The sequence below is a fragment of the Plantactinospora sonchi genome, from assembly GCF_036422035.1.
Taxonomy (GTDB): Bacteria; Actinomycetota; Actinomycetes; order Mycobacteriales; family Micromonosporaceae; genus Plantactinospora; species Plantactinospora sonchi.
Genome location: NZ_JAZGQK010000027.1, coordinates 65,741 through 80,833, shown reverse-complemented (window position 1 = coordinate 80,833; position 15,093 = coordinate 65,741). Strand labels below are relative to the sequence as shown.

Sequence of the window (15,093 nt, the reverse complement as noted above, 5' to 3'; positions counted from 1 at the left end):
TCCCGGCGACCAGCGGGGTGCCGGCACCGGCGGTCGGGGAGGACGTCACACGATGAGGATCCTCGTGCTCAACAGCGGTTCCTCGTCGCTGAAGTACCGGCTGTTCGCGCAGGTCGGCGACGGCGCCGAGACGGTGGACCGGGGGCTGGTGGAACGGATCGGCGAGCCCGGTGGGCAGGCCCCGGACCACGCGGCGGCGCTGCGGGACGTGCTCGGCCGGGTCGACCTGACCGGGCTGACCGCGGTCGGACACCGGGTGGTGCACGGCGGCACCGAGTTCACCGCGCCGACGCTGCTCGACGACACCGTGGTCGCGGCCGTCCACCGGCTGGTTCCGCTGGCGCCGCTCCACAATCCGGCCAACCTGACCGGGATCGCGGTGGCCCGGCAGCTGCTGCCGGACGTACCGCAGGTCGCGGTCTTCGACACGGCGTTCCACGCCACCATGCCGCCGGCCGCCCGGACGTACGCGCTCGACGCCGCACTGGCGGACCGGTTGGGGATCCGCCGGTACGGCTTCCACGGCACCTCGCACGCGTACGTCTCGCGGCGGACGGCGGAGCTGTTGGGCCGGCCACCGGAGCGGTTCGACCTGATCACCCTGCACCTGGGGAACGGGGCGAGCGCCTGCGCGGTCTCCGGTGGGCGCAGCGTGGCCACCTCGATGGGACTCTCCCCGCTGGCCGGCCTGGTGATGGGCAGCCGCAGCGGCGACCTGGATCCGGCGGTGCTGTTCCACCTGCACCGGGTCGGCGGGCTGTCGGTGGACGAGATCGACGAGCTGCTCAACCAGCGCAGCGGGCTGCGCGGGCTGGCCGGTGACAACGACATGCGGGCCGTGCTGCGTCGGCGGGCCGCCGGCGACCCGGCCGCCACGCTCGCCTTCGACGTCTACTGCCGGCGGATCACCGAGTACGTCGGCGCCTACCTCGCGGTGCTCGGCCGGCTCGACGCGATCACCTTCACCGGCGGGGTCGGTGAACACTCCCCCGACGTCCGGGCCGGTGCGCTGGCCGGGCTGACCGGGTTGGGGGTCATCCTCGACCCGGAACGCAACCGTGTCTCGGCGCCGGTCATCTCCGCGCCGGGTGCCCCGGTGACGGTCTGCGTGGTGCCGACCGACGAGGAGCGGGAGATCGCCGAACAGGTCCGGACGGTGCTGGTCGGCGACGCTGGGTGATCCAGCCGTCGTCCAGAAAATAGCGGTAGGTCGATTGCTACGGTTTGCCCGCCTGGCGACGGGAGGGAGGCCGGTGATGACCCCGCCGGTTACGGTCACGGTTCCGACGCCCCGGTTCGGCCGGCTGGGCGGGGGTACTTGTGTCGCCGCCGTCGCCCTGTCGGTCGCCGCCGGCGCGGCGGTCGTGCACCTGGTCACCGGCCGGTTCTGGGGTGACCTGGCGGTCTACCGGACGGGTGCGGCCGCCGCCGCGGCCGGCGACGGCGGCCTCTACGAGGTGACCTTCCGGGGCGTCGACGGGGTGGCGCTGGGCTTCACCTACCCGCCGTTCGCCGCGCTGCTGTTCCAGCCCCTGCGGTACGTCGACCTGACGGTCGCCGTGGCGGTGTGGACCCTCGCCTCGGTGCTCGCCCTGCTCGCCGCGATCGGGGTGACCCTGCGGGCGGCCGGGGTGCCGGCCCGGCGTCGTACCGTGCCGACGCTGCTCGCCGGGATCGCCGCGCTGCCGATGTTCCCGGTCGCCGGTCACCTGCAGGTCGGTCAGGTGGGCATGTTCCTGATGCTGGCGGTGCTGCTCGACCTGACCGGGGACCCACGCCGACGCGGGGCCGGTCTGGCGGTCGGGATCGCCGCCGGGATCAAACTGACCCCGCTCATCTTCGTGGTGTACCTGGCCGCCACCGGTCGGCTCCGGGCGGCCGGCGTGGCGGTGGGCGGCTTCCTCGGCACCGTCGGGATCGGTTTCCTCTGGCGGCCGGCGGACTCGGTACGGTTCTGGAGCGGCACCCTGCTGGACGCGTCCCGGGTCGCCGAGGATCCCCGGACGGTCCTCAACCAGTCCCTCTCCGGCGCCCTGGTCCGACTCTCCGGTTCCACCGACCCGTGGTACGGCTGGCTACCGGTGCTGCTGGTCGCGCTGGCCGGCCTCGCGGTGGCCGCCTGGTGCGCCCGCATCGGCGAGGAACTGCCCGGTGTGCTCGCCTGTGCGACCACGGGTCTGCTGGTCTCCCCGGTCTCCTGGCACCACCACTGGGTCTGGTGGGTGCCGGTGCTGGTGCTGGGCGTGGTGTGGGCCGGGCGGGCCGGTGACCGGTGGGGCTTCGTGCTGGCCGGCGGGGTCTGGCTCGGTTTCGTGTCGAGTACCGGCTGGGCCGTCGGAGCCGACCCGCCGGGTCGGCTCTGGGACGTCGGCTACGCGAATCTCTACGTCCTGTTCGGACTGGCCCTGCTCGGTTGCCTTCCGGTGCTGCTCCGTCGGCGACGGGCGGCCTCGACCCCGTCGCCTCCGCGACCCTTCCGTCCGGCACCGCCGGAGCCGGTCCGTCCGGCACCGCCGAACCAACCTCCCGGGGAGACACCGTTGGCGCCGAGAAACGACACCCTGCCCGCCCCCACACCGGCTCCGAAGGTGCCCGCCGTACGCGTGTCGGTGATCGTCCCGAACTACAACAAGGAGAAGACGCTGGCCGCGTGTCTGACGGCGGTCCACGCGCAGACCGTCGCGCCGGCCGAGGTGATCGTGGTCGACGACGCCAGCACCGACCGGTCCCGGGAGATCGTGTCCGGGTTCCCGTGCCTCCTGGTGCCGTTCCCGACCAACCGGGGCGTCTCCGCCGCCCGCAACGCCGGAGCCGCCCGGGCCACCTGCGACGTGCTGTTCTTCGTCGACTCGGACATCGCGCTGGCACCCGACGCGCTCGCGAACGCGCTACGGGTGCTGCGGGAACATCCCGACTGTGGCGTCGTGCAGGGCGTCTACGACCTGCACCCGTTGTTCCCGGACGGCCCGGTCGAGGCGTACAAGACGCTCTTCGAGCACTTCTGGCGGTCGCGGGCCGCCGGCGAGACGTCGACGACGATGTTCGCCCTGACCGCACTCCCCCGGGTCGTCTTCGACACCGTCGGTGGCTTCGACGAGAGTCTGCGGGACGCCGAGGACGTGGAGTTCGGCACCCGCCTGCCCGCGTCGTACCGGATCCGGACCAGTGCCGAGGTGGTCGGGCGACACGACGACGTGGACCGGCTGTGGCCGTACCTGTCGGAGCTGTTCCGCCGGGCCCGGACCTACGCGGGCGCGGTCGTGCTGGCCCGGTGGGCGCCGCCGGTCGTACCCCGGGCCGAGGCCCCTCGGCGCCCGCCGCACCGGATCGACCTCGGTGTCCTGGCCGGCATGGCGGGCAGCGTACTGGCGGTGGGCACGCTGCCGTTGGCCGCCGCCGGCCGCTGGCTGTGGATGGTGCCGCTCGGCCTGTTCACCGTCTTCCTCGTCGCCGACCGGGCGCTGCTGTGGTTCGCGCTCCGCCGTCGCGGGCCGCTCTTCCTGCTCTACGCGACGGTGCTCCGCTGGCTCACCCACCTGACCGAGTTCGTCGGACTGCTCGTCGGGGTGGCCCGGGCGCTGACTGCCCGGAACCGCCGGGCCGGGGCCCGGGCGGCCTCCGCGGGACACCACCGGTGACCGGGTCGGCCCCGGCGCCCACCCCGGCGCGGGAGTCGTCCACCCCGGTGGCGGCGCCCACTCCGACCGGGGCGGCCGGGCCCGGGCGGCGGGACTGGTGGCGGCTGGTCAACCAGGTCGTCGCGGTGGTTTTTGTCGTCGCGCTGGCGGTCGGCCTGGTGCTGTTCGTCCGGGGCCAGGACTGGACGCCGGTCCGCGACCTCACCACCCGGCTCGATCCGTTGCATGTCGCCGTGGTGCTGGTCGGCGCGCTGCTGATCAACGCGGCCGGGCTGCTGCTCGGAGTCGTCTCCTGGTACGCGCTCTTCGCCGACCTCGGCGCGCCGGTCGGCCGGTGGACCGCCGCCCGACTCTTCTTCGTCGGTTTCCTGGCCAAGTTCGTGCCGGGCCGGTTCGTCGCCCTGCCCGTGCTGCTGCGGATGGGCCGGGAGATCGAGGTCGGCCCGGTCCGGCTGGCCGGGGTCTTCCTGCTCAGTTGGGCGGTGGTCGCACTGACCGGGATGACGGTCGCGCTGGCGGCCGGCCCGGCGCTGCTCGGCGGCGCCACCGGCTGGCTGCTGCTGGCCGTGGTGCCGCTGGTCGTCCTCTTCACCCGGCCCGACCTGCTCAACCGGACGCTCGCCGGGCTGGCCCGGCTGCTGCGCCGGCCGCCGCCCTCGGTCGCCGCGTCCCGGGTCGGGGTTCGACGGGCCATCACCACCCAGTCGCTCTCCTGGGTGATCAGCGGGCACCACCTGTGGCTGCTCGCGGTCACCGCGGGCGCGCCGCCCGTACGGTCCTATCTGGTCTGTGTCGCCGGCTTCGCCGCCGCCACCGTCGCCGGGCTGCTGGTCGTGGTCGCCCCGGACGGCCTCGGGGTACGGGAGGCGGTGCTGCTGGTCGGACTGGCGACCGTACTGCCCGCGTCGGTCGCCACCCCGGTGGTGCTGGCGAGCCGGCTGGTCTGCGCGTTGAGCGAGGTCCTGGTCGGTGCGGGCGGGCTGGCCGTGGCGCAGTACCTGCACCGGCGCCGGTCCGGGCCGCGGGCACCGGCCCCGACCACGTGAGAGAAGAACCCCGATCGATCAGAGAGTGTCGGTGACGTCATGGCGAACCCGCTCGTCCGTACGCTGGCCCGGCTGACCAGCTTCCCCGTCCGGGTGTTGATCCGTCCGCACCGCCGACTGCACGCGGCCCTGTGGAACGTGCAGTACGCCCTCGGCCTGTGGAGGTACCTGGACGACATGTCCGACGGGGCGATGCCGCTGTCGCTGATCGAGACCTGGGCCCGGCAGCCGACGATCCTCGACCTGGGCTGCGGGACCAGCGCCAACCTGCCCCTGGCCGGCGGCCGCTACCGGCACTACCACGGGGTCGACCTGAGTCAGCGGGCGATCGAGGCGGCCCGGGCGCTCGGCCGGCCGGACACCTCGTTCGAGGTGGCTGACATCCGGAGCTACCGGACCGGGCGACGGTACGACGCGATCCTGCTCCGCGAGGTCATCTACTACCTCTCCCCGGCCGAGTCGGCGGCACTGCTGGGCCGGCTGCCCACGATGCTCACCGACCGGGGGCGGATCGTGGTGCAGATCTACGACGTCGCCCGGGCCGACGCGTTCGTACGGGTCATCCGGGAGTGTGGGCTGCCGCTCGTCGCGGAACTGCCGGTCCGGCTCGACGACGGCCCGGCCGGTGCCTTCTTCGTACTGGCGGGGGCGTCGTCGGCCGGGGTCAGACCGGTACCCGCCGTTCCCACCACGGACAGACCGTGACCGGTTCGCTGCGCAGCAGCCGGCGGTGCAGGTCCTGCAGCCGGTGCCCGGGTTCGACACCGAGGCGTTCGGTGAGGGTCATCCGGGCGTCCTCGAAGGCGGTGAGTGCCTCGGCCCGGCGGGAGGTCTGGCCGAGGACGATCAGCAACAGTTCCCAGAGGCGTTCGCGCATCGGCTGGGCCACCAGCATCCACCGCAGTTCGGCGACGAGGTTCTCCACGTCGCCGAGGAGCAGGCGTACGCCGGTGGTCTCCTCGACCACGTCCTGACGCAGCTCGGCCAGGCGGATCCGCTCCGCCTCGGCCAGCGGGCCGGCCGCCTCCTGCAGGGCCAGGCCGGACCAGCGGGCCAGTCCCTGCTGGAAGAAGTGCAGCGCGCGCGGCAGGTCGCCCTGGGCCCGGGCGGCCCGGGCCACCTTCACGTCCCGTTCGAACAGCGTGCTGTCGACCGCCTCCGCAGGTATGTCGAGGGTGTAGCCGGGACGGGTCGAGCGCAGCACCCGGGGCAGTGCGGGTGGCCGGGAGCGGCGCGGATGCGCGGGTGCGGCGGGCGGCCGTTCGAGTGCCCGGCGCAGCCGGCCGATGTAGGTGTGCACCATGTTCTCCACCGAGTCCGGTCGGCGGACGCTCCAGATCGCGTCGACGATCTGCGGTACCGACAGCACCAGGCCGCTGCGCAGCGCCAACACGGCGAGCACCTCGCGTTGGCGTGGCGTACCCAGGTAGAGCGCGGTGTCACCACGGGTGGCCCGGATCGGGCCCAGCAGCAGGATCTGCAGGTCATCGTCGGCCATAGCTCTTCCCCCCAGGACGTTCGGGCGGCGTTGCCCGGCTTCGCGTACCTTCCACAGCTGACACCGTCATCCGTTCAGCCGCCGTCGTCGGCGGGGACGACGAACCGCAGGCCCCGGTCCAGCAACCGGGGAAGCACCGTCGCCAGGGCGGTGACGGTCTGCGAACGGTCCCCGCCGCCGTCATGGCAGAGCAGTACGTGACCCGGGCGACTACGGGACAGCCGCCGGGTGATCCGGTCGACTCCCGGACTGCGCCAGTCGCTGGGGTTGACCGTCCAGTCGACCGGCAGCAGACCGAGTTCGCTGGTCGCCCGGAGCACCTTCGGCGACCAGTTGCCGCCCGGGGCACGGAACAGCCGGGGTACGGCCCCGGTCACGTCCTCGACGGCACGCTGGGTCTCGACGATCTCGGCGCGTACCCGGGCCGGGGAGAGGGCGGCGAACGGCTGCGGGTGCCACATCGAGTGGTTGCCGACCACGTGTCCCTCGGTCAGGATCCGCCGGGCCAGCTCGGGGTGTTCCCGGACCCGGGCGCCGATCAGGAAGAACGTGGCCCGGATCCGGTGCCGGGCGAGCAGGTCCAGGACCTGGGGGGTCCACTCCGGATCCGGTCCGTCGTCCACGGTCAGCGCCACGCCGGGTCCGGGTACGCCGAAGACCGGCCAGCGCCGGCCGCCGAGCCCGGCCCGGCGGCGCAGGAACTGCTGGCCGCGTACCGCGAAGAGGAGGTGGTGCAGGACCTGGGCGGACAGGTACGACCAGGGGGTGTGGTCCGGGTCCGGCGCGCCGTTCATGACTTCGCCGGGGTGCTGGCCGGACGGGTCGGGCCGAAGTCCCGGTCGGCCAGGTGGCGCAGGCCGCCGAGCACGGCACCGGCGACCACCGCCCACTGCACCAGCAGGTGGACGCCGTAGAAGAAGGGCACGAAGCCCGGTCCCCGGCGGCGGGCCACGAAACGCAGCAGTCCGGGGTCGGCGCACACGAACAGCACGAGCAGACCGAGCGGCACCAGCAGCAGTCCGGGGGCGAGCAGGGCCAGCGGCAGGGTCGTCGGCAGCAGCGCGGCGCCGAGCAGGCCCAGTGGACTGTTCGCCCGCAGTCCGGCCGGGCCGCGTTCGGCCAGGGCGACCGGGATCAGCAGCTGGGAACGGCTGAACTGCTTGCGCAGCAGTGGACCGAGCCGGCTGTCGTCGTCGTGCCGGCAGACGACGGTGTCGGTCAGTACGGTCGCGTACCGGTCGCCCATCCGGTCGCCGAGTTCGACGTCCTCCGAGGCGCGGAGGTTCTCGTCGAAGAGGCCCACCGTGTCGAACACCTCCCGGCGGATCAGGCAGACCGCGAAGAGGGTGGTCCGGACCCGTCCGACGTTGCGCAGCCGCCAGTGGTGGCCGTGCAGCAGCCGGTACGCCTCGATCGGGCCGTCGTCGAAGAGTGGCAGCAGTGAGTAGATCCCGTGTACGCAGCCGACGTCGGGGTGGCGGGTCAGGATCGCCAGCGCATTGCCCAGCGCGTCCGGCTCGGGGGCGCAGTCGGAGTCGAGGAAGAACAGCAACTCGCCGCCGCTGGCCCGGATGCCCCGGTTGCGGGTGGCGGCCGGTCCGGTGTTCCGGTCGGTCACCAGCAGCCGGCAGGGGAACTCGCCGGCGATCTCGCGGGTCCGGTCGGTGCTCGCGTCGTCGACGACGATCACCTCGGTGACCGGGTGTCGCTGGGCGTAGACGGCCTCCAGGCAGGCCCGCAGTGTCTTGGCACCGTTGTGCACCGGGATGATGACCGACACCGTCGGTGACATGATGGGCACCCCAACAAAAAGGTTTGGCAACAATTCGGGCATTGATGCTCGGAGATCTGGTTCTGATGCGACCCAAGTTATCCACCCCGATGTCCACTGGCAAGCGTTGCCTTACGTAGTCAAGGTTGCGTACAGCGCTGGTCCAGAGAAGATCGCGTGCCAATCGATAGCGTCTCGGCATGCCCAATCTGGTCAGTCTGGAGGATTGCGAGCGCCTCACCGCCCGGGAGGTGCACGACCTCTATCGCCGATACGTCAACGCGAGCCAGGTCGCCCTCATGACCTCGTTCGGCTTCGGCCGGGAATTGGTCGACCACGCCGAAGGCGCGTACCTGGTGCTGCGCGACGGGCGTCGAATCCTCGATCTCACCGGCGGGGTCGGCGTCCTCAACCACGGTCACAACCACCCGCGGATCCTCGCCGCCCGGGAGCGGTTCGCGAGGCAGCGGCGGATGGAGGTGCACAAGACGTACTTCTCGCCCTATCTGGCGGCGCTGGGGCACAACCTGGCGCAGCTGCTCCCCGCCGACCTGTCGATGTCCTTCCTGCCCAACTCGGGCGCGGAGGCGGTCGAGGGAGCGGTGAAGCTGGCCTTCAAGTACCACGGGGGCCGACGGCGGACCATCCTCCGGGCGGACCGGGGATTCCACGGGAAACTCCTGGGTTCCGGTGGGCTGACCGGACAACCACAGTTCGAATTTCCTACCATTCCCGGCATCGTCCCGTTCACCTACGGCGATCTGGATTCGGTCGAGGCGACGATCGCGGCACACCCGGACGACGTGTACGCGCTCATCGTCGAACCGTTCAGCGCCTCCACCATTCAGTGGTGCGACGAAGATTTTCTCCGGGGCGTACGCGAGTTGTGCGACCGACACGACATCGTGCTCATCTTCGACGAGATCTACACGGGCTGGGGTAAGACCGGCAGCCTGTTCTACTTCATGCGCTATCCAGGTCTGGTGCCGGACGTCCTTACCACATCCAAGTCCTTCGGTGGTGGAAAGTCATCGATTTCTGCATTCGTCGCCCGGGAAAGGGTGTTCCGGCGGGCGTACGACAACCTGACCGACGCGCTGCTGCAGAGCACCAGCACCACGTACTACGGGATGGGCGAGGAGTGCGTCACCGCGCTGGAGGCGATCAACATCGTGGTGGACGACGACTACCCGGCCCGCGCCCGCGAGCTGGAGCGGGTGCTCCAGCCGGCTCTGGAACGGCTGGCCAAGGAGTTCCCGGACGCGGTGGGCCGGGTCGCCGGGGCGGGCGCGCTCTGGGGTGTGCAGATCGACGGCGGGCCGAGGATCCTCGACCTGGTGGCCCGGCTCGCCCCGGCGGGGATGGCCCGGGACCCGAGGTTCAAGGCGAAGCTGGTCACCTGCGCGGTGATCAACGCGCTCTACCAGGACCACGACGTCTACACCTACTACACCCTCAACGGCCGTAACCCGCTGATCGTCGGCCCGTCCCTGGTCACCGACCCGGCCGACGTGCAGCGGGCCACGGAGGCGCTCGGCGAGGTGCTCGGCCAGGGCCTGACCCGGCTGGTCACCCGGTTCGTCGCGCAGAAGGTGGGATCGCTGTGGTGATCACCGTGACCGGCGCCGCCGGCATGCTCGGCTCCCGACTGGTGGACCGGCTCCGCGCCGACGGACACGAGGTGCGCGGGGTGGACCTGCGGGCGGATCCCGGGGTCACCGAGGTCGGTGACATCCGCGACCCGAAGGTGATGGCCCGGGCCACCGACGGCGCGACGGTGGTGCTGCACTGCGCGGCGGCGCTGCCCAGCTATCCCGCCGCCGAGATCCGGTCGATCATCGTGGACGGCACCCGGAACGTGCTCGACGCCGCCCGCCGGGCCCGGGTGGACCGGGTGGTGCACATCTCGTCGACCGCGGTCTACGGACTGCCCCGACAGGTGCCGACCCCGGAGGAGCACCCCCGGGAGCCGGTGGACACCTACAGCGCGGCCAAGGCTGCCGCCGAGGAACTCGTGGAACGCCACCGGGCCGACGGCCTGCCGGTCGCGGTACTGCGCCCCAAGACCTTTCTCGGACCCGGTCGGATGGGTCTGTTCGCCATGCTCTTCGAGTGGGCCGAGGAGGGGCGGCACTTCCCGGTGCTCGGCGCGGGTGACGTCCGGATCCAGATGTTCGCCGTCGACGACCTGGTGGACGCGGTGGTGACCGTGCTGGCCGCGCCGGACGAGGTGGCCGTGGACACCTACAACCTCGGCGCGGAACGGTTCGGCACGCTGCGCGAGGACTTCCAGGCGGTGCTGGACGCCGCCGGGCACGGCAGACGGGTCGTCGGGCTGCCCGCCGGGCCCACGTTGGCGGTGCTCAGCCTGGCGGAGAAGGCCCGGCTCTCCCCGGTCTACGGCCGGCTGCTGCACAAACTGCGGTACGACTCGTACGTCAGCGTCGACAAGGCCCGGGAACGGCTCGGGTTCACCCCAAAGCTGTCCAACCAGGACGCGATCCTGCGCACCTACGAGTGGTGGCGGGCCGAGCGGACCACTTCGCCACCGGTGGGCGGGGCGCGGTCCGGTCGTACCGGAGCCGCCGGTCGGACCAGCCGGGACCCGTGGCGGCAGGGCGTCCTCTCCCTCGCCAAGATCTTCTTCTGAGCGGGGGCCGATGGTGACCGCCGTGGAGAGCACGGTCGACCGGACCATTCCGGCCGCGACCGCCCGCACCGGCCGGATCGACGGGCCGGGCCGCCGCCGCCCGCTACTGGCCCGCCACCTGGTCACGCTGGCGCGGCCCGGTCACGCGGTGAAGAACCTGCTGGCGGTGCCGCTGGCGCTGGCCGACACCCCGCAGTGGACGACCGCCGCGCTGGCGCGTACCGCCTGGGCGGTGCTGGCGTTCACCCTCGGCGCGTCGGTGATCTACGTACTCAACGACATCGTGGACCGCCGGCTCGACCGGGCGCACCCGGACAAGCGGCGCCGTCCGATCGCCGCCGGGCTGGTCAGCGTCCCGGTCGCCGGGCTGTTCGCCGCCGGGCTGGCCGGTGGGCTGCTGGCCGTCCTGCTCGCCGGCCCCGACCTCAACTGGTGGCCGCTGGTCGGCTACCTCGGGCTCTGCGTCGCGTACAGCCGGTGGCTCAAGCACCTGCCGCTGCTGGACATCTGCGTGATCGCCGCCGGCTTTGTGCTGCGCGTGCTGCAGGGGTACGCGGCGACCGGCGCGACCGCCTCCGGTCTGCTGCTGACCGCCGTCTTCAGCGGCTGCCTGGTGCTGATCCTGGGCAAGCGGCGGCACGAGCTGACCCTGGCCGGCATCCCGCACCGGCCCGCGCTGGCCGGGTACACCGTGCAGCTCGCCGACCACCTGCTCGGCATGACCGCCGCGCTGGCCAGCATCAGTTTCCTGCTCTACCTGCACACCGAGGCTCCGCTCGGGGTCCACCGTCCGGCCGCCCTGGCGGTGGTGGTGCCGCTCGGGCTGCTCGCCGCGTTCCGCTACCTGCAGACCGTGCTGGTCGGCGGGGCGGGCGGCGACCCGATCCGGGCCGTACTGCGCGACCGCATGATCGTGACCAGCGCGGTCCTGTGCGGTGCCGTCCTGACCGTGGCCCAGCTCGGGGCCCGTTATCCGAATCTGTTGACCTGGATGGACAGATGAACTCACCGCTCGTGTCGGTCATCGTGCCGAACTACAACTACGGCCGGGCACTCGGCCTCTGCCTGGAGTCGATCCGCCGGCAGACGTACCCGAACCTGGAACTTCTGGTGGTCGACGACTGCAGTACCGACAACTCGGTGGCGGTCGCCGAGTCGTACGGCGCGCGGGTGCTGCGTACCCCGGTGAACTCCGGACCGGCGGCGGCCCGCAACGTCGGCGCGGCGCACGCCGCCGGGGAGATCCTGTTCTTCATCGACTCGGACGTGGCGGCGAAGCCGGACGCGGTCGCCAACGCGGTCGAACTGCTCGCCGCCGATCCGGCGATCGGCGCGGTCTGCGGCAACTACGACCCGGTGCCGCTGGTCCGGGACAGCCTGCTGGAGGAGTACCGCTGCCTGCAGCAGTCGTACTGGCTGATCGCCGACGAGGGACGGATCATGACCCTCTACACCGCGCTGCTCGCCGTCCCGGCCCGGGTCTTCGCCGAGATCGGGCCGTTCAACCCGAAGCTGCGGGAGACCGAGAACGCCGACTACGGGCTGCGGCTCGCCCAGCGGTACCAGATCTGGCTCTCGCCCCGGGTCCGCGGCGTGCACGACCACGACCACGAGCTGTCCGTGCTGGTCCGCAAGGTCTTCACCCGGACCGCGCTGCACATCCCGATGTACGCCAACAAGCCGGAGTTCCCCGGCGGGCTGCGCAGCGGCCCCCGGGCCTGGGTCAGTGTCGCCGCCCTGCTGGCCGTGCTGACCCTGGCCCTGCCGGTGCTGTTCGGCGCGGCCCTGCTGCCGGTACCGCTCGCCGCCCTGGTCGCGTTCCTCCTCGGCGACCTGCCGATGTACCGGTTCGTGGCCCGGGAGCGGGGACCGCTGTTCCTGGTCTACTTCGCCGCCATGCACCTGTTCCTGAACCTGGTGATCGCGGTCGCGGCGCTCTGCGGGGTGCTGGCCTGGCTGGCCTCGCGGCGGTTCCGCGGCCTCTACGACCGGGCCGAGGTGGCGACCCGATGACCCCGGACCCCGGTCGGCCACTCGTCTCGGTGATCGTGCCGAACTACAACTACGCCGAGTCGTTGGACCTGTGTCTGCGTTCGATCCTCGACCAGACGTACCCGAACCTCGAGATCCTGCTGGTGGACGACTGCAGCACCGACCAGTCGGTGGCGGTCGCCGAGGCCCTCGGCGTACGGGTGGTGAGCACCGGTGTCAACGGCGGGTGCGGGCGGGCCCGCAACATCGGCGCCGCGCAGAGCGCCGGGGAACTGCTCTGCTACGTCGACTCCGATCTGGTGCTGGCCCCCGACGCGGTCGCCAACGCGGTGGAACTGCTGGTCGGTGACGCGCGCATCGGCGCGGTCTGCGGGATCGAGGACCCCGAGCCGTTGCTGCACGACACGGCGGTGGCCCGGTACCGTGGCCTGCAGTACCACTACTGGTCGATCAGCGCGGAGGGCGACGTGTCGTTCCTCTTCCCGGCGGTGTGCCTGATCCGGCGGACGGTCTTCGAGGAGATCGGTCCGTTCAACCCGGCGTTGCGGCACACCGAGGAGGTCGACTACGGCTACCGGCTGACCCGGCGCTACCGGCTGCTCCTCACCTCCCGGGTACGCGGCCGGCACGACCACGACCACGAACTGCGCGGCCTGCTGCGCAAGCTGTTCCACCGGGGTCGGCTGCGCATCCCGCTCTACGCCCGGGCCCGCCGGTTCGGGCAGGGTTTCGAGACCGCGTCCCGGGCCTGGGGCAGCCTGGCCGCGTTCGCGGTGCTGCCGGCGCTGGCGGTGCCGCTGCTGTTCGGCCCGTGGGGTGCGGTGCTGCCGGCCGCCCTGCTCGGCGTCTCGCTGGCCTGCGACGCCGGCATGTACGCCTTCGTCCGGCGCCGGCACGGCCTGCCTTTTCTGATCTTCTTCGCCGGTCTGCACTTCCTGGTCAACGTGACGATCACCGCCGGGGTGGCGACCGGTGCCCTGCAATGGCTCGCCTCGGGCACCTTCCGTCGGCTCTACGACGCCTCCTTCCCGGTCGACCACCCACCGCTGCGGGGCACGGCGTGACCGTCGCCGGGCGGTCCACCGGCGTCCCGCCCGCGCCTGACGGCACCGGTTCGGAGACGGCTTCCGGCACCGCGACCCCGGAGACCACTCCCGGTACCGCGACCACGGACGCCGCGCCCGGCACCGCAACCCCGGAGACTGGTTCCGGTACCGCGACCACGGACGCCGCGCCCGGCACCGCAACCCCGGAGACTGGTTCCGGTACCGCGACCACGGACGCCGCGCCCGGCACCGCGACCGGGGCGGGGAACGCCGGACGGCCGGGTGCCCGGCGGTGGCCGGCGGGCGGGCGACGCGGCTGGCGCTGGTGGCTCTACACCGCCCTGGTCGGTGCCGCCGGGGTGTGGCTGGCCTTCAGCGTCGCCCACCTGGTGCTCAGCGGGCAGTGGTGGCTGTGGCTGGCGGTCGACGCGATCCCGCCGCTCGCCTTCCTGGTGGTACCGGTGACGCTGGCGGTCGGCGCCGCGCCCTGCCGGCGCTCCCGCCGGCCGGTCGCGCTGCTGGCCGCCGCCGCGCTGCTGCTCGGTGCCGAACGCTCCGGGGTCAATCTGCGGGCCCTGGCCGGCGGGGACGGTCCGGCGCCACCGGACGCCGTCCGGATCTTCACCTGGAACACCGGCTACTGGGACGAGGGCGGCCAGAGCGAGTCGCTGTACCGGGTGCTGCGGGACGCGGACGCCGACGTCTACCTGCTGCAGGAGTACTGGTACGCGGAGACGGCCGGTCCGACCGGCGCCACCCTGGACCGGCTGCGCGCCGAGTTTCCCGACCTCCATCTCGCGGTCGTCGGCGAACTGGTGACCCTCTCCCGGTTCCCGATCCTGCATCGGCTGCCGCTGGAGGCGCCGGACCTGCCGCCGGTGGTAGCCGGGGCGGGTGAGCAGTGGCGGTACAAGGTGCTCCGGACCGATCTGGACCTCGGGGCGGGCCGGGTGTTGTCGACGTACAACGCGCACCTGCCGGTGCAGCTCTCCCCCGACCACAGCCCGTTCGGCGCGGACTTCTACCGGATCATCCGGGAGCAGCACGCCCAGCGGGAGCCGCAGTGGCGGGCACTGGCCCGGGACGTGCCCACCAACCGGCATCCGGTGCTGGTCGCCGGCGACCTGAACACCAGTCCGGCCATGGGTGACCTGGCGAAGCTGCCGGACGGGCTGCGCGACGCCGGGTACGCGTCGCGCTCCCTCTATCCGGCGACCTGGTCCGACACCCCGGGCTGGCCGCGCTGGTGGCGGCTCGACTGGGCGCTGGTCTCGCCCGAGGTGCGGGTGCACTCCTACCGGTTCGGTGGCACCACACACGGTGCGTCCGACCACCGGGGTCAGCACCTGGTGCTCTCGATCCCCTGAACGCGAGCACCAGGTGCTCGATCCGCTGAACACCACACCGCCCCGGCGTCGGGTGCCGCCCACTCGGCCACGCCCGTCCCCGGCG

General features: G+C 72.4%; 13 protein-coding genes. 10 read left to right on the top strand and 3 right to left on the bottom strand.

Annotated features, from left to right (window positions below; translation table 11 throughout):
* The first annotated feature begins 52 nt into the window (after positions 1 to 52).
* The 4 genes from V1633_RS28225 to V1633_RS28210 all read left to right on the top strand — a co-directional run bounded on the left by V1633_RS28225 (position 53) and on the right by V1633_RS28210 (position 5,389).
* Entirely contained in the window at positions 53 to 1,180 is a 1,128-nt protein-coding gene (locus V1633_RS28225) for an acetate/propionate family kinase (protein ID WP_331217308.1), read from the top strand.
* Positions 1,181 to 1,256: 76 nt separating this feature from the next.
* Positions 1,257 to 3,638, top strand: coding sequence for a glycosyltransferase 87 family protein (locus V1633_RS28220; RefSeq protein ID WP_331217307.1), 2,382 nt, complete (start codon positions 1,257 to 1,259; stop codon positions 3,636 to 3,638).
* The gene (locus V1633_RS28215) at positions 3,635 to 4,684 is read left to right on the top strand and encodes a lysylphosphatidylglycerol synthase domain-containing protein (protein WP_331217306.1); all 1,050 of its coding nucleotides are present in this window, start codon (positions 3,635 to 3,637) and stop codon (positions 4,682 to 4,684) included. The genes V1633_RS28220 and V1633_RS28215 overlap by 4 nt, the downstream gene beginning before the upstream one ends.
* 39 nt (positions 4,685 to 4,723) lie before the next feature.
* The gene (locus V1633_RS28210) at positions 4,724 to 5,389 is read left to right on the top strand and encodes a class I SAM-dependent methyltransferase (protein ID WP_331217305.1); all 666 of its coding nucleotides are present in this window, start codon (positions 4,724 to 4,726) and stop codon (positions 5,387 to 5,389) included.
* On the opposite strand, the gene V1633_RS28205 is transcribed toward V1633_RS28210, so the two are convergent.
* The 3 genes from V1633_RS28205 to V1633_RS28195 form a co-directional block, all read right to left on the bottom strand.
* Positions 5,349 to 6,182 carry an AfsR/SARP family transcriptional regulator gene (locus V1633_RS28205; RefSeq protein ID WP_331217304.1) on the bottom strand — a complete coding sequence of 278 codons (834 nt, stop codon included), beginning with the start codon at positions 6,180 to 6,182 and terminating at the stop codon, positions 5,349 to 5,351. The two genes, V1633_RS28210 and V1633_RS28205, sit on opposite strands and share 41 nt — an antisense overlap.
* Before the next feature lie 74 nt (positions 6,183 to 6,256).
* Positions 6,257 to 6,976: a polysaccharide deacetylase family protein gene (locus tag V1633_RS28200; protein ID WP_331217303.1), complete on the bottom strand. Its 720-nt coding sequence runs from the start codon at positions 6,974 to 6,976 to the stop codon at positions 6,257 to 6,259.
* The gene (locus tag V1633_RS28195) at positions 6,973 to 7,983 is read right to left on the bottom strand and encodes a glycosyltransferase family 2 protein (RefSeq protein WP_407952120.1); all 1,011 of its coding nucleotides are present in this window, start codon (positions 7,981 to 7,983) and stop codon (positions 6,973 to 6,975) included. The genes V1633_RS28200 and V1633_RS28195 overlap by 4 nt, the downstream gene beginning before the upstream one ends.
* A gap of 269 nt (positions 7,984 to 8,252) precedes the next feature.
* On the opposite strand from V1633_RS28195, the gene V1633_RS28190 reads away from it, so the two are divergent.
* From V1633_RS28190 to V1633_RS28165, 6 genes are read left to right on the top strand one after another with little or no spacing between them, the layout of a single operon-like run.
* Complete coding sequence (locus V1633_RS28190) at positions 8,253 to 9,563, top strand: aspartate aminotransferase family protein (RefSeq protein ID WP_331217368.1); 1,311 nt, start codon at positions 8,253 to 8,255, stop codon at positions 9,561 to 9,563.
* Positions 9,557 to 10,603: an NAD-dependent epimerase/dehydratase family protein gene (locus tag V1633_RS28185; protein WP_331217301.1), complete on the top strand. Its 1,047-nt coding sequence runs from the start codon at positions 9,557 to 9,559 to the stop codon at positions 10,601 to 10,603. Before V1633_RS28190 ends, V1633_RS28185 begins: the two co-directional genes overlap by 7 nt.
* A gap of 22 nt (positions 10,604 to 10,625) precedes the next feature.
* Positions 10,626 to 11,606 carry a UbiA prenyltransferase family protein gene (locus V1633_RS28180; protein ID WP_331217300.1) on the top strand — a complete coding sequence of 327 codons (981 nt, stop codon included), beginning with the start codon at positions 10,626 to 10,628 and terminating at the stop codon, positions 11,604 to 11,606.
* The gene (locus tag V1633_RS28175; protein WP_331217299.1) at positions 11,603 to 12,616 is read left to right on the top strand and encodes a glycosyltransferase family 2 protein; all 1,014 of its coding nucleotides are present in this window, start codon (positions 11,603 to 11,605) and stop codon (positions 12,614 to 12,616) included. Before V1633_RS28180 ends, V1633_RS28175 begins: the two co-directional genes overlap by 4 nt.
* The gene (locus V1633_RS28170; RefSeq protein WP_331217298.1) at positions 12,613 to 13,659 is read left to right on the top strand and encodes a glycosyltransferase family 2 protein; all 1,047 of its coding nucleotides are present in this window, start codon (positions 12,613 to 12,615) and stop codon (positions 13,657 to 13,659) included. Before V1633_RS28175 ends, V1633_RS28170 begins: the two co-directional genes overlap by 4 nt.
* Positions 13,656 to 15,008, top strand: a complete 1,353-nt coding sequence (locus tag V1633_RS28165; protein ID WP_331217297.1) for an endonuclease/exonuclease/phosphatase family protein — start codon at positions 13,656 to 13,658, stop codon at positions 15,006 to 15,008. The genes V1633_RS28170 and V1633_RS28165 overlap by 4 nt, the downstream gene beginning before the upstream one ends.
* Positions 15,009 to 15,093: the final 85 nt, after the last annotated feature.